This window comes from Xanthomonas sp. 3075, assembly GCF_014197275.1.
Taxonomy (GTDB): Bacteria; Pseudomonadota; Gammaproteobacteria; order Xanthomonadales; family Xanthomonadaceae; genus Xanthomonas; species Xanthomonas campestris_B.
Map to the genome: position 1 here is coordinate 16,286 of NZ_JACIFI010000030.1, position 25,788 is coordinate 42,073.

At 67.1% G+C, this 25,788-nt stretch carries 7 protein-coding genes; 2 read left to right on the forward strand and 5 right to left on the reverse strand.

Annotated features, from left to right (window positions below; genetic code table 11):
- Positions 1-60 precede the first annotated feature (60 nt).
- The 5 genes from dpgD to dpgA are packed head-to-tail and all read right to left on the reverse strand — an operon-like array spanning position 61 to position 5,353.
- Positions 61-858, reverse strand: a complete 798-nt coding sequence (gene dpgD / locus GGR62_RS19565) for an enoyl-CoA-hydratase DpgD (protein WP_260288234.1) — start codon at positions 856-858, stop codon at positions 61-63.
- Positions 855-2,201 carry a PLP-dependent aminotransferase family protein gene (locus GGR62_RS19570; protein ID WP_184409499.1) on the reverse strand — a complete coding sequence of 449 codons (1,347 nt, stop codon included), beginning with the start codon at positions 2,199-2,201 and terminating at the stop codon, positions 855-857. Before GGR62_RS19570 ends, dpgD begins: the two co-directional genes overlap by 4 nt.
- Entirely contained in the window at positions 2,198-3,475 is a 1,278-nt protein-coding gene (gene dpgC, locus GGR62_RS19575; protein WP_184409500.1) for a (3,5-dihydroxyphenyl)acetyl-CoA 1,2-dioxygenase DpgC, read from the reverse strand. The genes GGR62_RS19570 and dpgC overlap by 4 nt, the downstream gene beginning before the upstream one ends.
- Positions 3,472-4,215: an enoyl-CoA-hydratase DpgB gene (dpgB, locus tag GGR62_RS19580; RefSeq protein WP_184409501.1), complete on the reverse strand. Its 744-nt coding sequence runs from the start codon at positions 4,213-4,215 to the stop codon at positions 3,472-3,474. Before dpgB ends, dpgC begins: the two co-directional genes overlap by 4 nt.
- A gap of 43 nt (positions 4,216-4,258) precedes the next feature.
- The gene (dpgA, locus tag GGR62_RS19585; RefSeq protein ID WP_184409502.1) at positions 4,259-5,353 is read right to left on the reverse strand and encodes a 3,5-dihydroxyphenylacetyl-CoA synthase DpgA; all 1,095 of its coding nucleotides are present in this window, start codon (positions 5,351-5,353) and stop codon (positions 4,259-4,261) included.
- Between the two features lie 446 nt (positions 5,354-5,799).
- Here dpgA and GGR62_RS19590 point away from each other — a divergent pair, with 446 nt between their 5' ends.
- Complete coding sequence (locus GGR62_RS19590; RefSeq protein ID WP_184409503.1) at positions 5,800-19,392, forward strand: non-ribosomal peptide synthetase; 13,593 nt, start codon at positions 5,800-5,802, stop codon at positions 19,390-19,392.
- Positions 19,389-25,787, forward strand: a complete 6,399-nt coding sequence (locus GGR62_RS19595; RefSeq protein WP_184409504.1) for a non-ribosomal peptide synthetase — start codon at positions 19,389-19,391, stop codon at positions 25,785-25,787. The genes GGR62_RS19590 and GGR62_RS19595 overlap by 4 nt, the downstream gene beginning before the upstream one ends.
- Position 25,788: the final 1 nt, after the last annotated feature.

Genomic DNA, 25,788 nt, shown 5'->3' on the forward strand with positions numbered 1-25,788 from the left:
CTGTGGTGGAGACAGTTCCATCGGCCAGCATGCGGCCGCTCGCCGACGGCGTTGCCGCGCTCATCGGCCGGACCAGCGCGGGGCGCGCTTTTCCACGAACGCCAGCGGCCCTTCGCGGCTGTCCTGGCTGTGGCGCCGACGTTCCTCCCAGGGATAGCGGGTGGCGAAGGCATCGGCCAACGGCAAGCACGCCGCCGTGGCCGCCGCCTGCTTGATCGCGCGCAGCGACAACGGCGCGCACGCCAGCAGATCGGACAGCCAGCTGTCCACGCACGCATCCAGCTGCGCGGCCGGGACCACGTCGTTGACCAGCCCCAGCTCCAGCGCTCGCGCCGCGCCAATGCGCCGGCCGCTGAGCAGATAGCCCATGGCGGTGCGGTACGGCAATTGCCGGGTCAGGCGAAACACCCCGCCGGCCCCGGCAATCATGCCGAGCCGCGCTTCGGGCAATGCAAACTCGGCGGTATCGGCGGCGACGATGATGTCGCAGGCCAAGGCCAGTTCGAATCCGCCGCCCAGCGCCAGACCGTTGACCCGTGCGATCACCGGCTTGCACAGCTCGAAGCGTTCGGTGAGGCGTGGCCATCCCGCCGCGCCCTGGCTGCCGAACGACGAGGACGGCGCGCCGTTGGCAAGCCGCGCTGCCAGTTCCTTCAGGTCCTGACCTGACGAGAAGGCGCGCTCGCCGCTGCCGCTGAGCACGGCGACCCACAGCGTATCGTCGTGCTCGAAGCTGTCCCAGGCCTCGGCAAGCGCGGCATGGGTGGCCAGATCGAGTGCGTTGAGCACCGCCGGGCGGTTCAAGGTGATGCGGGCGACATGGCCGTCGCGTTCGAACAGCACCGGCATGTCGTTCATCCAAGGACTCGCGGGTCGCACAGGAAGCGGCGCAGGCGTCCGACTCCGTCGTCGATCTGCGCATCGGTGAGATAGCTGCAGGACAGGCGCAGGCTGTGCTGGCCGCCGTCGTCCACGTAGAACATGCGCATCGGTGTCCACAGCACGCCGTAGTCGCGTGCGGACAGCTCCAGCAATGCCGCATCCACCGGTATGCCGAGCTGCATGCAAACGAAGAAGCCGCCCCTGGGTCGGTTCCAGCGCAAGCCCGGATGCGCGGCGGCCAGATCGCCGAGTTCGCGCTGCAACGCAGCCAGCAGGCGGGCGAGCTTGCCCTGGTAGAACGCTCCGCGATCCGCGCCCAGCGCAGCGAGCGAACCGCCACTGCCCAACAGCATGCCGGCGGCAATCGCCTGGCAGACCGGCGAGGTATTGACCGTCACCATGCTCTTCAGCGTGGCCAGGGCATCGGCCAGCACCCGCGGCGGCTGATCGGCCACGCGCTGATCGGCGATCACGAAGCCGACGCGGATGCCCGGCAAGGCGATCTTGGCGAAGGTGCCCATGTGGATCACTCTGCCCGTGCGATCCATCGCCTTCAGCGACGGCACGCCCTGCGCGTGCGGGACGGTGAAGCCATAGGTATTGTCTTCCAGCAGCCAGAAATCGTGCGCGTCGGCCGCATCGAGCAAGGCCTGGCGTTGTTCACGATCGAGCAGACTCCCGGAGGGATTGGAGATATCCGGAGCCACGTACAAGGCGCGCACCCGGCGGCCCTGCGCGCGCAGTTCGGCACAGGCGCGATGCAGTTGATCCACATCGACGCGGCCATCGTGCTCGTCGATGCCGAGCAACGCGATGTCGAGCGCGCGCGCCGCACCCATCGCGCCGACGAAACACGGTTGCACCACCGCCAGGACGTCGCCGGGTGCGGCGAACAGCGCCCGCAGCACCAGAAACATCGCCTCCTGGAAGCCGACCGTGACCACGATGCTCGACGGCGCGATCTGCAGTCCCTGATCCTGGCGCAGCGCCTGCGCCAGTAGCGTATTGATGATGCCGCGGCTGGGGCCGTACTGGAACAGGCGCCGACGCACCTGCAGCTCGCTGAGGCCTTCGGTTTGCGCCACGTACGCGAGATAGGTCTGCAGGTGGGCGCTCAGGTCCAGCGGTTCCAGCAAGGCCGGCGCCGGTGCGCCTGGTGCGAACGAAATGGCGTCCGGATAGCGGTCGATCACTTCGTTGAGAAAATCGATCGCTCCCAGCACCGGCTCGCCCAGGCTGGGATGCAACTCACGCGGGTCCAGCGTCGCCAGTGCCGGTGGCGGCAGATCAGCCAACGCGGCGCTGGGATGCACGCTCATGCGGACCACCGCTGGCGCAGGCGCGCAAGCACGTCGTCGGCATAGATGCGGCTGCACTGCACCAGGACGAATTCGGTCATGTAGCGACGGAAATCCTCCGGCGATTCTTCCGCCACGCACAGCATGCGTCGGTTGGGCGCCACCGCTTCGCTGCGCATCTGCTGCACCGCGCGGGCGATCGCCGCATCCATGTCGCCGGCGTCGACGACGTCGTCGGTCAGGCCTGCGGCATCCGGTTCCTCGGCACGGATCACGCGTCCGCGCAGGATCATGTCGCGGGCGATCCGATTGCCGGTACGCAGACCCAGGCGCAGATTGGCCGAGCCCGGGACGATGCCCTCCTTGGCCGCAGGCAAGACGAAATAGGCCTCGCGTTCGGCCACCACATGGTCGAACACCAGCAGCAATTGCAGGCCGCCGCCGATGGCGAAGGCGTCCACCCCCGCGACCCAGGGTTTCTCGATGGTGCGCTGGCGCGCATCGGTGCCCGGCCAGCACAGGCCGCGTCGGATCTTGTTGAGGTAGGTGAACTCGCGACGCAGCAGAAAGTCGACGAAGGAAATCTTGCCCTGGTGCAGATGCTGCAGGTTGATGCCCGAACAGAACACCCGCCGGCCAAGGTATTTGGGATGTTGCATCGGGCCGCCACGCACCACGCCGACCATGACCTGCTCGTCGAGCAAGGCCAGATCGACGGCCACTTCCATCGCCTCGACCAAGTCATTGTCCTCGGCGTTGAGGCCGGTCTGGTTGGCGACGGTCAACCAGGCGGCGCCATCGCGGCGTTCCAGATGGACCGGGCCGATCTGCACCTGCGCTTGGCTGCGGAACTGCGGCAACAGTTCGAGCGCGCGCGTGGTCGGCCGCAGCAGGCTTTCGATGAGATGGTGGCCGCACTCCGGCTGCCGCAGCACGCCCCACAGGACGATGCCCTGGTCGATCTCCCAGCCTTCCTTTTCCGACTGGATGCAGGTGCTTTCGTGCGCCCATTGCGCCTGGCTGGGCAGCAGGCCAGGCACGAGCTCGGCGGCAGCGTGCAAGACCTCGTCCAGGCGTAGCGCCAGGGTCCGCTCCTGGGTCAGCGTCGCATACAGCCAGTCGCCGTGGTGGCGCATGAAATCCATGCGTGCGGCCCGGCAGCGCGCATGCACGGTGGCGGCGTGCTGGGCCTGGGTCTGATCGCGCTGTGCAGGCACTGGCAAAGCGGCGAGCGCCTGTTCGGACCACGCCGCCAATGCCTGCAGCTGCGCCAGGTCGTCTGCCAGCAGCGTCATGCCGACACCATCTGCGCCGGAGCGTCGTGCCCGCAATCGGCAGCTGCATGCTGCACGGCACGCAGCTGGCGACGGCGCAGCTCCACATCGCACGCGGCCAGATGCTGGCCCACGGCCTGTTCGTAGGAATGGGCGGCGCCTTCGAGCAGCAGCAGGCGCCGACTCGGCAGCACCTGCACGTCGACGCCGGCCAGCGACGCCAGCCATGCGGCGATCGCGCCCTGGCCATCGTCGCTGACCTGATCGACCACACCCAACTGCGCCATGCGCGTGCAGCACAGCTGCGTTTCGAACAGGAACACTGCGCGCGCCGCGCCCATCCCCAGGCGGGTGCTCATGCGCCGCATCGCCATGCTCGGCCATGCGGCTTCGCCGTTGTGCACGCAGACGCTGGCCGTGGGCGCGGCCATGCGCTGGTCCACCGCCAGCAGCAAGTCCAGCATGCCGGCCGAACAGGTGTTCTCGATCCAGGCCAGCGACAGACCCTGCAGGCGTTCGAAGCGGCGCATCGCCTTTTCCCAGCGGTTCACCAGGTCCAGGCTCACCGCGCCCGGCCAGCATGCTGAGGCCGGCAGCTTGGCCGTCCCGCGCAGGTGCAGGATCAGGACCGCCGGTATCGCGGCGTCTTCGACTTCATCGCAGGCGGCGGTGAGCCGTTGGATCTGTGCGTCGTTCAGCGCGCTGGCGGCGTCGATATCCAGATGCACGAGATGCACCAGGGGACTTGATGGATCGCTCATGAAAAATCCATAGGGTCGATGGTCGGTCGGAATCAGGTGTGGTCTACCAGCGCAGCAGCGCGGTCTCGATCGACGAGCCGGGCCCCATCGTCATCATCACGCCCCAGTCGCCAGGGCGAACCTGCCCCTCCTCGATCAGGCGTGCATAAGAGAACAGGAACGAACCGCTGGACATGTTGCCGTGGTCGCGCAACACGTCGATGGTGTGGCGCATGTCGTGGCTAGTCAGCATCAGGTTGGCCGAGATCGCGTCGATGACCTTGCGTCCACCCGAGTGCACCAGCCAGTGGGCGATGTCGCGGCGGCGCAGACCGGTTCCCTCGAGCAGGCGGTCGATCACGGTCGGCGCATTGGCACCGACCACGTACGGCACGTCCTTGTGCAGACGGAAATGGAACTTGCCATGCGCCTGATCCCAGACGAAGCGCATCGCATCCAGCGCCTCGGGAATCACCTGGCTGGCGAATTTGCACACGCGCGGCCCGCCATGGCCATCGGCGCTGTCGGCGATCACCGCCAGCGCTGCGGCGCCGTCGCCGAACAAGCTGTTGACCACTGCCGTCTCGATTCCCTCGTCGTCGACGTAGGCCGCCGAACACACCTCGATGCACAGCAGGATCGCGAGTTTTCCCGAATTGGCGTTGGCCCAGTTGACGACCGAGTTGAAGCCGTTCAAGCCGGCGTTGCAGCCCATGCCGACCACATCCAGACGCACGCAGTCCTGACGCAATCCCAGGCGCTGGATCAGCAGCGAACTGAAGCCCGGCGTGAGCAGCCCGGTGGTGGTGACACAGCACAGGTACTGCACCTGGTCCAGTTGCGCCCCGATCGATTGCAGGCAGCGGGTCAATGCGTGTTCGCCGATCTCCAGGCCGATGTCGCGGTGCTTGTCGAGCAACTGCGCCTGCGTTTCGCATGGCGCCGCGCCTGTGTCGTCGCGCTGCGGCAGGACCAGGCTGCGCGAGTCGATACCGTTGCGCAGGAACACCAGGCGCCGCCGCTGATCTTCGATGCCGAAGCGGTCCAGCACATCCGGCTGCGAGTAGCGGCTGCCAGGCGTTGCGGTACCGACGCCACGAATGCGCGGCACGGTGGATGGCGGTGCGTCCGTCGATGCAATAGCCGCATTGAAATTCATGCGTATCCAGGTTCCAGCGTTGCCCGGGATGAATCGCCAAACGATCAGGGCGACAGCGATGCCGAGCATGCTGGTCGATGCCCTGTCGGGGTACTTGCTCGTGTGCGCCGATCAGTTGCCTGTCAGCGTCACTGGACAGGGCGCGCGCACGACACCTTGCATCGGCACTGCGGGGGCGAGCGCCGGGTTGGTGGCAAGGCGAAGTGGTTGCGCGGTTAGCGCAGACACGACCGCTAAAGACAAACCGCAGTCACTGCCAGTCAAGTGCGCAGGTGCCCGAAGCACTACAAAACCTACCTACGCAACTGCAAGTTGGGTCAGGTACGTGCAACGCCCGATGTCGATGATCCTGTTCCGGCGCGATCGCCAAGTGCCGCGTCTTCCGCCACGTACTGCCAGGCGCACGCTCCGGTGCTGGTCAGGCCTGCTCAAGGATCCCGTCCATCATGGATAAGTCTGCAAAGACCCTTCCTGCCTCGTTCGTGCAAAAACGCATGTGGCTGCTCGCCCGGCTGGATCCGCAGGCGTCGATCACCTACCACATCGCCAATGGTGTGCGCCTGATCGGCGAGTTGGACATCCACGCGTTGCACGCTGCGCTGGATCGCATCGTGGCCCGGCATGAGGTGCTGCGCACCAGCTTGGTCGAAGTCAATGGCCAGATCCGTCAGCGCATCCAGCCGGCAACCGGCTTCCCGCTGGTGCATCAGGACCTGAGCGATTGCGCTGCGGACCCAGCTGCGGTCGCGCGCATCGTGCAGCAGGAAGCCAGGCAGCCTTTCGACCTGGAACTGGGCGCTCCGGTGCGTGGTCGCCTGTTGCAGCTGACAGCGCACGAACACGTCCTGCTGCTGACCTTCCATCACATCGCCTGCGATGGCTGGTCAATCGGTGTGCTCTTGCGCGAGCTGGAAGTCTTGTACGGGGCCTTCATCCAGCAACAGCCCGATCCGTTGCCGCCCTTGTCGATCCAGTATGCAGATTATGCAATCTGGCAAAGCGAGCAGTTGCAGGGCGATACCCTGGAGACACAGCTGCGCTTCTGGACTGCGCAATTGGCTGGCGCCCCGTCGCTGCTGGCACTCCCGACGGATCATCCACGACCGGCCATGCAGGACTATCGCGGCTCGGTGGTGGAGGTGTTGCTGCCGCCTGCGTTGGGCCAGCGGTTGAATGCGTTGGCACGACGCCACGGATGTTCGTTGTTTGTCACGCTGCTGGCCGGCTGGGCGCTACTGCTGGCGCGCATCAGTGCGACCAACGATGTGGTGATCGGCACGCCGGTGGCCGGACGGACCCATCCGGACCTGGAGCCACTGATCGGCTGCTTTATCAACACCTTGGCGCTGAGGCTCACCGTATCGGGCACGCCCAGCGTGGCGCAATGGCTGGCCTATGTGCGCGATGTGGTGTTGAACGCGCAAGATCACCAGGCGCTGCCATTCGAGCGCCTGGTCGAAGCGCTGCAGCCAAACCGCAGCTTGAGCCATACGCCGGTATTTCAGACCCTTTTCAGTCTGGATGGTTTCAGCGGTAGCCAATCCCTGCACATGCCTGGACTACAGCTGGAGCCGTTGGCCGATGCATCGGACATGTGCGGGTTTGATCTGGTACTGGCGATGCAGGAATCCCCGGCCGGACTGGGTGCGTGCATCAAGTACCCGATTGCCCTGTTCGAACGCAGCACCATCGAAGGCCATCTGGCCCAGTTCATCAGCCTGCTGCACGGCATGGTGGCTGACGACAACCTCCGCGTCGATCGACTGCCGCTGCTGAGTGCGCCTGCATGCGAACAGTGGCTGCAGACACGGGCGCTTACGCAGCGGGTGTTTGCCGACGATCGCTGTCTGCACAGCGTGTTTGAGCAACAGGTCGCGCAGGCACCGCGCGCCATCGCGGTGGTGCACGACGATGTGAGCATCAGCTACGCCGAGCTCGACATCCGTGCCAACCAGCTCGCCCATTATCTGATCGCCCAGGGCATCGGGCCGGAAGATCGCGTGGCGTTGTATCTGCAGCGCGGCATCGATCTGATCGTGGCCATCCTGGCCGTGCTCAAGGCTGGCGCCGCCTACCTGCCGCTGGACCCGGCCTATCCTGCGCAGCGGCTGGCCTTCATGCTCGACGACGCGCAGCCGCGCCTGCTGCTGGCCCATCGGGCGCTGGCAGCCACGCTGCCAACCGATTCCGAGATCGCCACGGTGCTGCTGGACGCTGACCCGGTATGGGCGCAGCAGCCGACACACGCGCCGCAGCGCAGCGACGTGCTGCCGCAACACCCGGCCTACGTCATCTACACCTCCGGCTCCACCGGCACCCCCAAGGGCGTGGTCGTGGCCCATGCCCAAGTCGTGCGCCTGCTGCATGCCACCCGCGCCTGTGTCGCACCCAGCGCCGAGGATGTCTGGACCCTGTTCCACTCCTGCGCCTTCGACTTCTCGGTCTGGGAACTGTGGGGCGCGCTGGCCCACGGTGGACGCCTGGTGGTGGTGCCGCAGCACACCGCACGCGACCCCGCCGCGTTCCATGCCCTGCTCTGCCAGCAACGTGTGAGCGTGCTCAATCAGACCCCCAGCGCCTTCCAGGCGCTGCTCGATGCGCAACGCGAGAGCCCCCTTCAGCACAACCTGCGCCTGGTGATCTTCGGCGGCGAAGCGCTGCAACCGGCCGCCCTGGCACCGTGGTTCGCTCAGCACGGCCAGCGCACTGCCCTGCTCAACATGTATGGCATCACCGAGACCACGGTGCATGTGACCGCGCATGCGCTGACGGCGGACGATGCGCAACGCCCGGGGCACAGCCCGATCGGCGCACCGCTGGCCGATCTGCGCGCCTATGTGCTGGCAGACGATGGCCAGTGCCTGCCGGTTGGCGTGGCTGGCGAACTGCACGTGGCTGGCGCCGGTCTGGCGCGGGGCTATCTGGGTCGTCCCGGCCTGACCGCCGAGCGCTTCGTGCCCGATCCGTTCGCCGAACAAGCCGGCGAGCGCATGTACCGCAGCGGCGACGTGGCGCGTTGGCGTACCGACGGCAGCCTCGAGTATCTCGGCCGCAACGACGAGCAGGTCAAGATCCGTGGCTTCCGCATCGAACTGGGCGAGATCCAGGCCGCCTTGCGCGGCTGCGATGGCGTGCGCCAGGCCGTGGTCGTCGTGCGCGAAGACAACACCGGCGACAAGCGCCTGGTCGCCTACCTGGTCGGCGACACCGATATCACGCTCAACGCCGACGCGTTGCGCACCCAGCTCGGCGCGCGTCTGCCCGACTACATGTTGCCGGCCGCGTATATGCAGCTCGATGCGCTGCCGCTGACCGCCAACGGCAAGCTCGATCGCCGTGCCCTGCCCGCACCCGATGCCGACGCGCTTGCCGTGCAGGCCTACGTCGCCCCGGAGGGCGAGTTGGAAACGCAATTGGCCACGCTGTGGAGCGAGCTGCTCGGGGTCGAACGAATCGGCCGCTACGACGACTTCTTCGCCTTGGGTGGACACTCGCTGCTGGCGGTGCAGTTGCTCGCACGCGTACGCCAACGGCTTGGACTGGACCTGAGCTTGGCCGGGATCTTCGCGCATGCGCGCCTGGCGGATCTGGCCGCGGCCTTGACCAGTGGGTCGGTTGATACTCCGCCGGCAGTGGTGCCGTGTCCGCAGAATGGGCCGCTGCCGTTGTCGTTTGCGCAGCAGCGCCTGTGGTTTATCGACATGCATGGGCAAATCGGCACCGCCTACTCGCTGGCCTACGCGCTGCGACTGCGCGGCAGCCTTGAGGTGACGGCGCTGGGGCGTGCGCTGGAGCGCATCGTCGAACGCCATCAAGCGCTGCGGACCTGTTTTGTGACGGTGGACGGACAGCCGCAACAGCTGATCCAGCCAGCCGATCGCGGCTTTGCACTGGTCCATCACGACCTCAGCGCCGACAGCGATCCGCTGCAGGCCGCCTACGCACACGTCGAATCGGAGGCGCAGGCGCCGTTCGACCTTGCCAGCGGGCCGTTACTGCGCAGTCGACTGCTACGCCTGGGCGAGCACGATCACATTCTGCTGTTGACCGTGCATCACATTGTCGCCGACGCCTGGTCCGGCGCAGTGCTGGTCAATGAACTGAGCGCCTTGTACAGCGCCTTTGTGCAAGGGCTGGACGATCCGCTGCCGCCGCTGCCGATCCAGTACGCCGACTTTGCCATCTGGCAGCGCCGCTGGATCGCCGGCGAGCGGCTGCAGCGTCAGTTGGCGCACTGGGTGGAGCACCTGCGCGGCGCCCCGGCGCTGCTCGACCTGCCCACCGACTACCCGCGCCCATCGCAGCCAGACCATCGCGGCGAAGTGCTGCCCTTCCGCCTGGATGCCGCGCAGTCTGCGGCGCTGAAGGCGCTGGCCCAGCGTCATGGCGCGACCTTGTTCATGGTCATTCTGGCGGCCTGGGCCGCGCTGCTGTCGCGCTTGTCGGGGCAGCGCGAGGTGGTGATCGGTACCCCCATCTCCAATCGCCATCAGGCCGAACTTGAATCCTTGATCGGGCTGTTTGTTGATTCGCTGGCCTTGCGCATCGACCTGAGCAAGGACCCGAGCGTGGCCGCGTTGCTGGCCCAGACCCGGGCCACGGCACTCGCTGCGCAGGCCTGTCAGGACATTCCTTTCGAGCATGTGGTCGAGGCGCTCAACCCCGTGCGCAGCAACGCGCACAATCCGGTGTTCCAGGTCATGTTTGCCTGGCAGAACGCGCCGGAGGGCGAACTCGCCCTGCCGGGGCTGAGCCTGGAGTCGCTGGAGCGCAGCGGCCGCAGCGCGCAGTTCGATCTGGAACTGTCGATGCAGGAAGACGCCGACTGCATCGTCGGCAGCCTGGGGTTTGCCACCGCCTTGTTCGCCCGCTCGACCATCCAACGCCACATCCGCCAGTTGCTGACCCTGCTGGGCCGGATGGCTTCCGCCGACAGCGCTCCGCTCTCCACCCTGTCTGCGATCGAGCCGCAGGAACTGGCACGGCTGCAGGATTTCAACGCGACTGACATCGCGATGGCTGACGGTGCCGGTGTGCAGACGCTGTTTGAACGCCATGCCGAACAAAACGGATCGGTCATTGCGGTAGTCGATGCCCAACGCAGTCTGTCCTATGCCGAACTCGACGCCCAAGCCAATCAGCTGGCCCGCTACCTGATCGACCTGGGCGTGGGCCCGGACCGCCGGGTGGCGCTGTGCCTGGGGCGCAGCATCGAGCTGATCGTGGCGATGCTGGCCATACTCAAAGCCGGCGGCGCTTACGTGCCGCTGGATCCGGCTTACCCACCGCAACGGCTGGCCTTCATGCTGGCCGACAGTGCCCCGTGCGTGCTGCTCACCGATGCCCAAGGCGCTTCCCAGCTGGGCACGCAGGCTGGCATCCCCGTCCTCCTACTTGACCAGTCAGATCCAGATTGGGCGCAGCCGCCGCACACTGCCCCGCGTGTGCCGGCGCTGCAACCCCAGCACCTGGCCTATGTGATCTATACCTCCGGCTCGACCGGCACGCCCAAGGGTGTGGCGGTGGACCATGGCGGATTGCGCAATTACTGCGTGGCCGCCGCCACCCGCTACGGATTACGCAGCGGCGACCGGGTGCTGCAATGCAGCTCGCCCAGTTTCGATATCGCCGTGGACGAAATCTTCGCCACCCTGTCCAGCGGCGCCACGCTGGTCCTGTTGCCCGGCCAGCGCTTGCCGGCCATCGCCGAATTCGTGCGGGTGATCGAGCAGCAGCGGATCAGCGTGCTCAACCTGCCCACCGCCTACTGGCATGCCTGGATGGCCGAACAGGCGCACAGCGTGGCGCCACTGCCGGCGACGTTGCGCCTGGTGGTCTGCGGTGGTGAAGCGCTGAACCCTGCGCATGTCCAGGGCTGGCACACGCTGGCAGATGAGCGCGTGCAACTGATCAACGCCTATGGCCCCAGCGAGACCGTCTCCGGGGTCAGCTTTGGCACGGTGCTGCCCGGGCAAGCGGTGCACATCGGCGGCCCCATCGCCAATGTGCGCCTGCACGTGCTGGACCGCCGGCAGCAGCCGCTGCCGATTGGCGTCAACGGCCAGTTGCATATCGCCGGCGCACAGCTGGCGCGCGGTTACCTGGGCCGCCCGGATCTGACCGCCGAGCGATTTGTTCCCGATCCGTTTGCGCCGCTGCCTGGCGCGCGCATGTATCGCAGCGGCGATCTGGTGCGCTGGCGCGAGGATGGCACGCTGCTGTTCGTCGGTCGCGATGACCAGCAGGTCAAGCTGCGCGGTTTCCGCATCGAACCGAGCGAAATCGAGGCCGTGCTGCGCACGGCACCGGGCGTGCATGACGCCGCCGTGCTGGTCCGCGAAGACCGGACCGGCGAGCGCAGCTTGGTCGCCTATGTGGTCACCTCGTCGCTGCAGGTGGATGCCGTGCGTGCGCATCTGGCGGCGCGGCTACCGGACTACATGGTGCCGGCCAGCTATGTGCGCCTGGACGCGCTGCCGCTCACCGCCAACGGCAAGCTTGATCGCCAGGCGCTGCCGGCGCCGGATGCCGAACGCAGCGATCCGGCCGGCGCATCCCCGCAAGGGGCCAACGAGCAGGCCCTGGCCCAGCTGTGGTGCGAGTTGCTGGCGATTGATCAGGTCAACCGCGACGATGATTTCTTCGACCTGGGCGGACACTCGCTGCTGGCGGTGCAACTGATTGCGCGGGTCCGCGACAGTCTGGGGGTGGAGCTGCAGATCGGCGATGTGTTCACCCACACCCAATTGCAGGCGCTGGCGCGATGCCTTGACCGCAGCAGCCCTGGCGAGGCACAGACCATCGTGGCGGTGGACCGCAGCACAGCGCTGCCGCTGTCCTTTGCCCAGCAGCGGCTGTGGTTTCTGGACCGCTTTGATCCGCACAGTCAGCTGGCCTATCTGATGCCCGGCGGGGTGCGCTTGAGCGGTCCGCTGAACCGCACGGCCTTGCGCCGGGCGCTGGACCGCATCGTGGCCCGGCACGAGTCGCTGCGGACCGTTTTTGGCGTCGAAAACGACGCGCCGGTGCAGTTGATCGCGGACCCGGAGACCGGGTTTTCACTGGACTGTATCGACCTGACCACGCTGCCCGACCCGGAGGCCGCCGCCCGCGAGCACGCGTTCCAGGAGGCCACCACCGGCTTCGACCTGCAGCATGGCCCGCTTCTGCGTGGCCGCCTGCTGGATCTGGCTGAGCACGAACATCTGCTGCTGGTGACCATGCACCACATCGTCTCTGACGGTTGGTCGATGGGTGTGTTCATCCGCGAGCTGGGCGCCTTGTACAGCGCATTTGTGCAGGGTCGCGACAATCCGCTACCGCCGCTGCAGGTGCAGTACGCCGACTACAGCAGTTGGCAGCGTCGCCGGATCAGCGGCCAGACCCTGCAGCGCCAGCGCGACTTCTGGGGCGCGCATCTGCAAGGCGCGCCGACCTTGCTGGAATTGCCCACCGACCGGCCGCGCCCGGCGCGCCAGGACTACACCGGCGACATGGTCCACTTCAGCCTGGATCCCGCTCACAGTGCCGCGCTCAAGCAGCTGGGCCAGCGCCACGGCACCACCGTCTACATGACCTTGCTAGCTGCCTGGTCGGTGCTGTTGTCGCGCCTGTCCGGGCAGTCGGATGTGGTGATCGGCACCCCGGTGGCCAACCGCACCCATGCCGAACTGGAGCCGCTGATCGGCTTCTTCGTCAACACCCAGGCACTGCGGGTGGATCTGTCATCCAACCCGACCGTGGCCCGCCTGCTGGCCCAGGTGCGGCAGACCGCGTTGGCCGCACAGAGCCATCAGGATCTGCCCTTCGAGCAACTCATCGAGACCCTCAACCCGGATCGCAATCTGGGCGCCCATCCGCTGTTCCAGGTGATGTTGAGCTGGGAGAACTTGCCGGAACCGGAGCTGAGCCTGCCAGGCCTGCGCCTGCAGGGCGTGGACCTGCAGCTGCCGACGATCAAGTTCGATCTGAGCATGGGCTTGCAGGAACACGATGGCTGCATCGTCGGCACGCTCGGCTATGCCAGCGCGCTGTTTGACCGCAGCACCATCCAGCGTCACGTCGCCCAGTTCGTGCAGATTTTGCAGGCGATCTCGGCAGGCGACCAGCAGCGTGTCACCTGCCTGCCGCTGCTGCCGCCAGCGCAGCAGCGGCAGCTGCTGGAGATGAGCCATGCTCGTCCAGCGCGCACGTTGGCACAGGCGAGCCTGCATGCCCTGTTCGCGCAGCAGGCCGCGCTGACCCCTGATGCCCCGGCCATCGTCAGCCAGGCCGCAACCCTGTCCTATGCCGAGCTGCTAGCCCAGTCGCAGCGCTTGGCGCAGCAGCTCATGGCCGCCGGTGTGCACCCTGGCGACCGGGTAGCGGTGGTGCTGCCACGCTCGGCCCAGCTGATCGTCGCCCAATTGGCCGTGCTCCATTGCGGTGCGGCTTACGTGCCGCTGGATGCGGAACATCCGGGCGAGCGCCTGGTCGAACTCATCGGCCACTGCGCGGCGCGTGCAGTGCTCAGCGACAGCAGCATCGCGCTGCAGGATCTGCAGCTGCCGCGCCTGGACCTGGACTGCCTGGCGCCTGCTGATCAGCGCCAGGCGATGCCGATCGCGGTCGCCGCGCACAGCCCCGCCTACGTGATCTACACCTCTGGATCGACCGGCACGCCCAAGGGTGTGGTGGTGGCCCATGAGGCGGTGATTGCTTTTGCCATGGGCGGTGGACATGTCCCCATCCAGGCCGACGACCGGGTCGCGTTTCTGGCCAACCCGGCATTTGACGCGTCCACTTTTGAGGTATGGGTTGCCTTGTTGCACGGCGCGGCCATCGTCGTCGTCGAGCAGCACGTCTTGCTCGATCCGCCAGCCCTGGCCGAGCATCTGGCCAGCAACGCGGTCAGTATCCTGCACCTGACCGCCGGGCTGGTGCCCAGCTACTGGCGCGCCTTGGCTGGCTGTCTGCCCAAACTGCGCTGTCTGTTGACCGGCGGCGACCGGGTCGACGCGCGCGCCATCGGCGAACTGCTCGCCCAGGCGCCACCGCAGCGGTTGCTGCATTGCTATGGCCCCACCGAAACCACGGTCTTTGGCGTGCTCCATCCGCTGGCAGCGGTCGAACCTGGCGCCGAACGCCTGCCGCTCGGACGGCCCCTGCCCGGCACCTGCGCTTACGTCCTGGATCGGCATGGCCAACTGGCTCCGATCGGCAGCAGTGGCGAACTGCATCTTGCCGGCGCGCAATTGGCCCAGGGCTATCTGGATCTGCCAGGGCTGACTGCCGAGCGCTTCATCCCTGATCCGTTTGCCACTGCACCCGGCCAGCGCATGTATCGCACTGGCGACCTGGCACGCTGGCGCAACGACGGCACGCTCGACTTCCTCGGCCGCAACGACGACCAAGTCAAGATCCGCGGTTTCCGGGTGGAGCCGGCCGACGTCGAAGCGGCCTTGCGCGATTGTCCCGGCGTGCGCGAAGCCATCGTGCTGACCGACATGCCACGCCCCGGCGAGCGGCGCCTGGTGGCCTATGTCGTGGCCAGCGCGGTCACCCCCGAGGCCCTGCGCGCCATGCTGAGCGCCAAGCTTCCGGCGTACATGGTGCCGGCTGCGTATGTCTGTGTGGACGCGCTGCCGCTCACCGCCAACGGCAAGCTTGATCGGAAACGCCTGCCAGCGCCGGGCAGTGACGACCTGGCCAGCGATGCCTATGCCGCACCGCAGGGACTGCTGGAACAGACCCTGGCCAGTCTGTGGTGCGAATTGATCGGCGTTGCACGCGTGGGTCGCCACGACAACTTCTTCGCGCTGGGCGGACACTCGCTGCTGGCGGTCACCCTGATCGAACGGCTGCGCCGGCATGGCTGGCACGTGGACGTGCGCAGTTTGTTCAGTGCACCGACGCTGGCCGGCCTGGCGGCGGGTCTGCAGACGGCCGTCAAGGTGGTCATCCCCCCCAACCTGATCGCCCCGGACTGTGGTCGGATTACCCCGGAGCTGCTGCCGCTGGCAGCGCTGACCCAGGCCGAGATCGATCTGGTGGTGGCCAGCGTCGATGGCGGCGCGGCCAACGTCCAGGACATCTATCCGTTGGCGCCGCTGCAGGAAGGCTTGCTGTTCCACCACCTGGCCGACACCGTGCGCGATCCATACCTGCAGCACACGCTGCTGTGCGTGGACACGCGCGCCGGTCTGGATCGCTTGCTTGACGCCTTGCAGGCCGTGATTGCCCGTCACGACATCCTGCGCACCGCCATTGTCTGGGAGCGGCTGAGCGCCCCGATGCAGGTGGTCTGGCGGCATGCGCCGCTGTCGGTGCAAGAGCACCCGTGGACCGGTTCGGTCGAGCGCCTGCGCGAGCATGTGGCGCAGGCGCCGATGTCCCTGCAGCAGGCACCGCTGTTGTGCGCGCACGTGGTCCACGACCGCAGCCAGGATCGCTGGTTACTGGGTCTGCAGCACCATCACATGGTGATGGACCACACCACGCTGGAACTGGCGATGGACGAGATCCAGACCTGCCTGGCCGGGCATCAGGACCGTTTGCCGCCGCCGCTGCCGTTCCGCGATTTCATCGCGCATGCGCAGTTGGGGATGCCGCCATCGGAACACCAAGCGTTCTTCACCCAGATGCTGGCCGATATCGATGTACCCACCGCGCCGTTCGGACTGCCCACACGCGACGATGCATTGCGCGACAGCGAACAAGCGCATCTGTCGTTGGATGACACGCTGGCCCACAGCCTGCGCAGCCATGCCCGACGCATGGGCGTGAGCGTTGCCAGCCTGTTCCATGTGGCCTATGCCCTGGTCGTGGCGCGCAGCAGTGATCGCGACACGGTGGTGTTCGGCACGGTGTTGTTCGGACGGATGTGGGCTGGCGATGGGGCTGATCGGGTGCTCGGCATGTTCCTCAACACCTTGCCGCTGCGTCTGGACTGCGACGCAACGGGCATTGCCCAGGCGATTGAGGACATGCAGCACCGGCTTGCCCAGCTGCTGCGGCATGAGCATGCGCCCTTGGCGCTGGCCCAGCGCTGCAGCGGCGTGCAGCCGCCGGCGCCCTTGTTTACTGCGGTGCTGAACTACCGTCATGCCAGTGACGGGCGCACGGCCGCTGCCGGTCCCGATCACGCCTGGGACGGGATCGCGTCGCTGTCAGTGCAGGAACGCACCCACTACGCGCTGCTGCTGTCGGTCAATGATCAGGGCGATGCACACGGATTTTCGCTGGATATCCAGGCCATGCCCAGGGTCGGCGCCCAGCGCGCCGGCCGGATGATGCTGCAGGCCTTGGCTGCGCTGGACAGCGCCTTGCGGCTGGCACCGACAACGCCGCTGCAGGCGTTGGACGTATTGCCGCAGCAGGACATCGCCGCGGCGTGCGCATCCCATCCGGCGGCGCCGACAGCCGCTGCGGAGTATTGCGTGCACCAGGTGTTTGAACAGCAGGTGGCGCGCAGCCCAGAGTCCATCGCCGTGCATTTTGGCGATCACGCGCTCTCCTATGCGCAGCTCAACGTGCAGGCCAACCGCCTGGCCCATCACCTGATCGCGCTGGGTGTGAGGCCAGACAGCCGCGTGGCGCTGTGTCTGGAGCGCGGTCCGGAGATGATGGTCGGGGTGTTGGCGGTACTCAAAGCCGGCGCCGCCTACGTGCCGTTGGACCCGAGCTATCCGGCCCAACGCCTGGCCTTCATGCTTGAGGACAGCGCACCGCACTGCGTGCTCAGCCACACCGCGCTGAGTGCATTGTTGCCGACCGGCAAGGTTCCGCTGCTTTGGCTGGATGACAGCAGCGCCTGGGCGCAGCAGCCCGAACGCAACCCCGACCCGGCTGAGCAAGGTCTATGCCCGCACCACCTGGCGTATGTGATTTACACCTCCGGCTCCAGCGGACGTCCCAAGGGGGTGATGGTCCAGCACGCGGCTGTGGTCAATCTATGGCAGGCCCTGGATCGGGTCGTGCATGGGGACGCCACGTCCACGCCGTTGCGCGTATCGGTCAATGCCTCGCTGTCGTTCGACGCCTCGGTCAAGATGTGGGTGCAACTGCTCTCCGGCGACAGCCTGGTCATCGTCCCGCAGGCGCTTCGCCTGGATGGCGAGGCGCTGCTGGCCTGGATGCGCCAATCACGCCTGGATGTGCTCGACTGCACTCCCGCACAGCTGCAACTGCTGCTCGACCACGGCTTGCTCGATGCATCGGCCGGGGTACCGAAGAAGGTCTTGATCGGTGGCGAGGCGATCCCTCCCGCCATGTGGCAACGCCTGAGTCAGTGCGCGCATATCGGCTTCTTCAATGTCTATGGCCCAACCGAATGCACGGTGGATGTCACCGTCGCCGCGATCCAGTCCGATGATCCGTTGCCCACGCTGGGCCGGCCATTGGCCAATGTGCGACTGTCCTTGCTTGATCGACGTCGCCGGCCAGTGCCGGCTGGCGTCGTCGGCGAACTCATGGTCGGCGGCGTCCAGGTGGCGCGCGGCTATCTGCATCGTCCGGCGCTGACCGCCGAGTGCTTTGTCCCTGATCCGTTCGCCGAGCGGCCAGGCCAGCGCATGTATCGCACTGGCGACCTGGCGCGCTGGCGCAGCGATGGCGCCCTGGAATTTATCGGCCGCAACGACCATCAAATCAAGCTGCGCGGCTTCCGCATCGAGCTGGGAGACATCCAGGCAGCGCTGCTGCGCTGCGACGGCGTGCGCGAGGCGGCCGTCATCGCCCGCGATGACGACCATGGCGATATTCGCCTGATCGCTTATTGGGTCGGCGATGCGCGCAGCCTCTCTGCTGATGGCTTGCGCGCGCAGCTGTCGGCGGAGTTGCCCGATTACATGGTCCCAACCGCGTATCGGCAGCTGGAGGCGCTGCCGCTCAACGCCAACGGCAAGCTCGATCGTCAGGCCTTGCCGTTGCCGGATGCGGCCATGCCGCTGCGTCAGGGCTACGTACCGCCAGCCAATGCCATCGAACGCGCCTTGGCCAAACTCTGGGCCAGCGTGCTGGGACCGCAGCGTATCGGCCGCGACGACCACTTTTTTGAATTGGGTGGACATTCGCTATCGGTGGTGCGGCTGATCGCCGCAGCCAAGCGCAGCAGCTTCGAGCTGACCGTGCAGATGGTGTACCAATCCCCGACCCTGCGCGCACAGGCTGCGCATCTGACCGCAGGCGTGCAGACGCTGGGGCAGCAGGCGCTGGCGGCCCGTCGCGGTGGCACCCGGCCTGCGCTGTTTGTGCTGCCGACCGGGGTGGGCGACATCACCTATGCCTTCGAGCTGGCCGCCTACATCGATACCGATATCCCCGTCTATGCCCTGCCCTGGCCAGATCCGCTGCCGGCCACGTTGGAGGCGCTGGCCGCGCATATGGTCGAGCTGATCCAGGCGGTGCAGCCGCACGGTCCGTATCATCTGCTCGGTTACTCCTCCGGCGGCTTGCTCGCCTATGCCATCGCCCAGCACTTGGGCATGCACGACCAGCCCGTCGGCTTCCTGGGTCTGCTTGATTGCGACGTGCCGGCAGCGCCAACGGAAACAGACACGCTCGACGATGCGATTGGCCGGACCTTGCTGCGTCAACTGGAAGGATTGCAACGCCATCGCCCCTACCAGGATCGCGATGACGTCCAGGACGCGTTGCGGTCGTTGCTGGATCGCATCGGCAACAGCGCCTACCAGGACATGGCGCTGGCCTGCCAAAGCGATCCGATGCTGGCGCAGTTGGCGGGTGAAGAGCAGACCACGGTCGCGGCCCTGCTGCATAGCTGCGTTACCAGCACCTGTTTCAATCGCTTGTGGCCCACCTTTGCGGTGCAGCCACTGCCGACGGCCTGCCGACTGCATCTGTTCCAGGCCACCGAGCCCGAACCGGCCAGCGACGCTTATGGCTGGCAGCATCTGCTGAGCGATGCGCAGATCGAACGGATCCCGGTCGAAGGCGAACACACCACGCTGATCGAGGCCGAACATATCGCCGCACTCGCGCGCCGCATCGAACAGGCGCTCGACAGCGCTGCGCGCATGACCATCCAGGGGACTGCATGAGCGCTATCGAGCTGGCTTCTCCGGCCCTGCTTGCGGTGCATCCGCTCGGCTCGGCCCAGCAAGGTGTCTGGCTCGGTCAACTGCTCGCACCGGACCAGCCCAGCTACACCATCGGCTGCGTGATGCACTTCGAGGGCACGCTGTGCCGGGATGCCTGGGAGCACGCCGTCACAGCGGTGATCGCACGCCACGACGCCCTGCGCATGGTCCTGATCGAAGGATCGCCGCTGCCGAGCCAGCACGTGCTGGAGACCATGCCCGTTTCGCTGCCCTGGCACGATTATTCGGACAGCAGCGACGGCCAGCAACGCGCCTGGGAACACATCCGGCAGGCGCTGACACAGCCGTTGCTGCGCTATGCCCAACCGCTGTGGGACATCCAGTGGCTGCAGACCTCGGCCACCGCTGGCTATTGCCTGTATCGCTGCCACCACATCATTGCCGACGGCGTTTCACTGGGCATGCTGTCCGAGCAGATGGTCGATTGCTACAACCAGCGCCTGCGCGGCCAGCCCGACCAGCCGCCAGCGCCGTCCTATCTGCAAGCGCTCGATGCCGACCAGGCCTATCTGGGCTCCAGCCGCTACCAGCGCGATCTGGCGTACTGGCGCGCCCGCCTGCAAGCGCGACCGGAGCCGCTGTATCCCAGCATCACCGCTGCGCTGGGCCATCGGCGCAGCGTGCAGCTCAGCTGCGCGCTCGACACCCCGGACTTCCTGGCCCTGAGCGCACTGGCCGAGCGCCTGGGCGGCTCGTTCACCAGCTTGATTCTGGCCTGCCTGGCCAGCGGTCTGTCTCGGCTGAGCAATCACCAGGCGCCGATTGCCATTGGCCTTGCGGTCCACAATCGCCACAACGCGATCGAACGCGACATGTTCGGCATGCTGTCCACGCAGCTGCCGCTCTACCTGGCCGTCTCGCCGCACGCGGACATCGCCACCGCCATGCGCGCCATCGCGGTGGAATTGCGCGCGGCGATGCGCCACGCCCGCTGCCCGCTGCAACATGCCCTGCGCCAGCTGGGCGAGGCCGGACAGCGGGCGCCGCGGCCATTCGACATCAGTGTGTCGGTCGAGGATTTCAGCGCATTCGGCGATGCGCCCATCGTCGGCGGCCGCTGTCACATGCTGCCGCTGCACGCCGGGTATGAAGACACTGCGCTGGGCGTGTTCGTGCGGCGCTACAGCAAGCAGCGTCCAGTCGTGCTGGAATTCAATGTCAATCCGGACCGGCTGCCAGTGCCGCTGGCCGAACAGGCCCTGGCCGCGCTGCGGCAGATGCTGCTGGCCCTGCTCGCGGATCCGCACACGCCGTTATGGCGCCTGCCGCTGCTGACGGCCTCGCAGCGCCAGCAGGTGCTGTACGCGTTCAACGACCAACCCGGGCAAGCGCATAGCGACCACCAGGTGCATCACGCATTTGAACGCCAGGCCGCCGCCACCCCGGACGCCATCGCGCTGGTGTTTGAAGACACCCGCCTCAGCTATGCGGAGCTGGATGCCCAGGCCAACCGGCTGGCCCATCACCTGTGTGCGCTGGGCGTGGCGACCGACGACCGTGTGGCCGTGTGCCTGCCGCGCGGCATCGCCATGGTGGTGGCGGTGCTGGCCACGCTCAAGGCCGGCGCCGCCTATGTGCCGCTGGACCCAAGCTATCCGCCCGAGCGCCAGGCCTACATGCTGCACGACTGCCGGGCGTGTGTCCTGCTGACCACGCCGGCCTGCGTCGACGCACTGGCCTTGCCTGCGGACCTGGTGGTGGTGTTGGCCGACGCTCGACAGCCAGCGTGGCAGTCGTTGCCGGCCACCGCACCGGCACGCGCCCGCTCGCCGCTGCAGGCCGCCTACGTCATCTATACCTCTGGCTCCACCGGTCAGCCCAAGGGCGTGGTGATGCCGCATGGCCCGCTGCTCAATTTGCTCCACTGGGAAGCCGCGCACTGCGCTGCGGCAGGGCTGCAGGCGCTGCGCACCCTGCAGTTCTCTGCGTTGGGCTTCGATGCCAGCTTCCAGGAAATCTTCAGCACCCTCGGCACCGGGGGCACGCTGGTACTGATCGATGACACGCAGCGGCGCGACGCACATGCCCTGTACCGTCATGTCTGCGCCCAGCGCATCGAGCGCCTGTACATGCCTTACATCGCCCTGCAGTCGCTGGCCGAGACGGTGCTGGCCGATCCGGCGCTCGATGCGCTGGACTGTCCGCTGCGGCAGGTGCTCACCGCGGGCGAACAGCTGCGCATCACCCCGGCGATCCGCGCCTTCTTTGCCGCGCGTCCGGCCTGCCGCCTGCATAACTATTACGGCCCCACCGAGACCCACGTCGCCTCGGCCCACCTGCTGCCGACCGACACCGAGCGCTGGCCACTGCTGCCGCCGATTGGCACCGCGCTGCCGCGCACGCCGCTGTATGTGCTGGATGCGCGGCGCCAGCCGCTGCCAATTGGCGCCATCGGCGAGTTGTTCATCGCCGGCGTGCAGGTTGCACGCGGCTACCTGCACCGTCCGGCGTTGACCGCCGAACGTTTCGTTCCCGATCCGTTTGCCACTCAACCCGGCCAGCGCATGTATCGGACCGGCGATCTGGCCCGTTGGCGTGCCGAGGGCAGCGTCGAGTTTCTTGGCCGCAACGACGATCAGGTCAAGCTGCGCGGCTTCCGCATCGAGCCGGGCGAGATCGAAGCGGCATTGCTGGCGTGCCCGGGCGTGCGCGATGCAGCGGTGCTGCTGCGCGAGGATCGGCCTGGCGACAAGCGTCTGGTCGCCTATCTGGTCGGCGATGGCCTGAGCGTTGAGCCGCTGCGTGATCGGCTCGCCGCCGGCTTGCCCGAGTACATGGTCCCAACGGCGTATGTCGTGCTGCATGCCATCCCCACCACCAGCCACGGCAAGCTGGACCGACGCGCTCTGCCGGCACCCGATGCCAGCGCCCTGGACGTGCAGACCTATGTGGCCCCGCAGGGCGAACGCGAAGTCCTCCTGGCCGCGCTGTGGAGCGAGCTGCTCGGGGTCGAACAGATCGGCCGCCACGATAGCTTCTTTGCTCTGGGCGGCCATTCGCTGCTCGGAGTGCAGCTGCTCTCGCGCATCCGCAGCGCGCTGGGCCTGGAACTGCCGTTGGCTGCGGTGTTTGCCCAGCCGCGCCTGGCCGAGCTGGCCCAGGCTCTGGACCACGCGGCGGCCAGCAAACTGCCGGCCATCGTGCCGCTGCCGCGCGCAGGCCAGTTGCCGCTGTCCTTTGCCCAGCAGCGGCTGTGGTTTTTGGCCCAGTTCGATCCGCGTGCCGACTTGGCGTATCTGATGCCCGGCAGCGTGCGCCTGCGCGGCACACTCAACCTGGCCGCGCTACAGCAGGCGTTGAACGCCATCGTGGCCCGGCATGAAGCCCTGCGCACCTGTTTTGTCGAAGGCGATGACGGCGCCACCCAGCGCATCGCACCGCCGCAGATCGACTTCGCCCTGGACATCATTGACCTTCGACACGCACCGCATCCGCATGACGAAGCCCAACGCCATGCCGAACGTGAAGCCAGCACCGCGTTCGATCTGGCACATGGCCCCCTGATTCGCGGCCGCTTGCTGCGCCTGGCCGAGCACGAACATCGCCTGCTCATCACCCTGCACCATCTGATCGCCGACGGCTGGTCCATCGGCGTGTTGCTGTACGAACTGGGCGCGCTCTACAGCGCTTTTTCCCAAGGTCAGCCCGATCCGCTGCCGCCGCTGCCGATCCAGTACGCCGACTACACCGTGTGGCAACGTCGCTGGATCGAAGGACCGCTGCTGCAACGCCAGCTGGCCTTCTGGCGCGAACACCTGGAGGGCGCCCCGGCGCTGCTGGAGCTGCCCACCGATCGCCCGCGCCCGGCCGAACAGGACTACGCCGGCGCCGCGCTGCCGGTGGTCCTGGACGCGGCACTGACCCAGGCCTTGACCGCCCTGAGCCAGCGCCACGGCACCACGCTGTTCATGACCGTGTTGGCCGCCTGGGGCGTGCTGCTGGCGCGTCTGGCCGGCCAGGACCAGGTGGTCATCGGCGTCCCGATCGCCCACCGCACCCGCGCCGAGACCGAGTCGCTGATCGGCCTGTTCGTCAACACCCAGGCCCTGCACATCGACTTGCGTGGGCATCCATCTGTCGCTGCATTGCTGGCCCAGGTCCGCAGTACCGCGCTGGCCGCACAGGAGCATCAGGACCTGCCCTTCGAGCAGCTCATCGAAGCGCTCAACCCGGTACGCAGCCTGGCCCATCATCCCGTCTTCCAGGTCATGTTCACCTGGCAGAACACGCCTCAGGTGAGTCTGGCGCTGGCCGCGCTGGACAGCCAGGTCACGCTCGGGCCGGCCCACGATGCCAAGTACGATCTGGATCTGGATCTGCATCTGGACGGGCCGTGCATCGTCGGCAGCCTGCGCTTTGCCACGGCGCTGTTCGACCCGGCCACGATCCAGCAGCAGCTGGACAGTCTGGTCGTGCTGCTCCAGGCCATGGCCAGCGACGACCAGGCACCGGTGAAACGACTGGCGCTGCTCTCGCCCAGCCAGGGCCAGCAGCTGCAGCACTTCAATCAGCGCGACACCGCCGCGACCGACACGCGCTGCCTGCACCAATGGTTCGCCCAGCAGGTGGCCGACACGCCTGAGGCCATCGCCCTGGTCTGCGGCGAGAGCGCGCTCAGTTACCAGCAGCTGGACCAGCAGGCCAACCAGTTGGCGCATCGCTTGATCGCGCTGGGCGCGCGGCCAGACCGCTGCGTGGCGCTATGCCTTGAACGCGGCATCGCGCAGATCGTGGCGGTGCTCGCCGTGCTCAAGGCCGGCGCGGCTTATCTGCCGCTGGAGCCCAGCCAACCGCTTGAGCGCTTGGCCGGGGTGCTGGCGGACGCAAAGCCGACCCTGGTGATCGTGCAGGACGCTGACAGCGCAGGATTGGCTGGCGATCAAACCATCCCGGTGCTGGCCATCGCCACCGAGCAGGCGGCCGCCGCGGCCTATCCGGACCACCTGCCGGTGGTGCCCAATCAGCATCGGCAACAGCTGGCCTATGTGATCTACACCTCCGGCTCCAGCGGCCGGCCCAAGGGCGTGATGGTCTCCCACCAGGGCCTGGTCACCCGCTTGCATGCCTTGATCGACACCTATGGGCTGGGCCCGCAGGACCGCGTGCTGCAATTTGCCACGCTGGCCTTCGATGCCTCGGTGGAAGAACTCTTCGGCGCCCTGTGCAGCGGCGCCAGCCTGGTGCTGCGCGACGATCGCTGGCTGGATACAGATCGGTTCTGGCAGCACTGCGCGCAGGCGGGGATCACCGTGTTGGATCTGCCGACCCGCTTCTGGGCGCAGCTGTGCACGCAGTCGCTGGATATCCCCACTTGCGTGCGCCAGGTCATTATCGGTGGTGAAGCACTGACCCCGGCCATGCGCCAGACCTGGGTGCAAGGCACCCGCACGCCGCTGCTGGACACCTACGGCCCGACCGAAGCCATCGTGGTGGCCACCGTCCAGGCTGTCGGCGCGGACATGCCGAGCGGCATCGGCCGTCCGCTCGCCGGCACCCAGGCCCATGTGCTGGATCGCGCGGCGCAGCCGCTGCCGATCGGCGCACGCGGCGAACTGCATCTGGCCGGCGCGGCGCTGGCACGTGGCTATCTGGGCCGCCCGGATCTGACCGCCGAATGCTTCGTGCCCGACCCGTTTGCCAGCAGCCCCGGCCAGCGCATGTACAAGACCGGCGACCTGGCCTGCTGGCACGCCGAGGGATACCTGGACTTCCTGGGCCGCAACGACGGCCAACTCAAACTGCGCGGCTTCCGCATCGAACCGGGCGAGATCGAATCGGCGCTGCTGGCCTGCGGCGGCATCGACGATGCGCTGGTGCTGGCGCGCGAGGACCAGCCGGGCGAACCACGCCTGGTGGCGTACCTGGTGACCAAACACATCGACCCCGAGGCCGTGCGCCAACAGCTGCATACGCGCCTGCCCGATTACATGCTGCCAGCGGCTTACGTGTGCATGGATGCCCTGCCGCTGACACCCAGCGGCAAGCTGGACCGCCGTGCATTGCCGGCACCACAAGGCGAAGACTTCGGACAGCGGCCTTATGAGGCACCCGATGGTCCGCTCGAACAGGCCCTGGCCGCGCTGTGGTGCGAGTTGCTCGGCATCCAACGGGTCGGCCGCCACGACAGTTTCTTCGACCTGGGTGGGCATTCGTTGCTGGCGGTGCGCTTGGCTGCAGCCATTCGCCGAACCCTGCACTGCGATATCCCGATCCAGCGCCTGTTCGCGCAGCCGACCCTGCATCAGATGGCCTATCTGGTGCTCACCGGGCGTCTTGCGCAATTGCAAGCCGCTCAAGCCGCGAACTTTCTTTCCAAAGCCAAAGTGGAACGCTAAA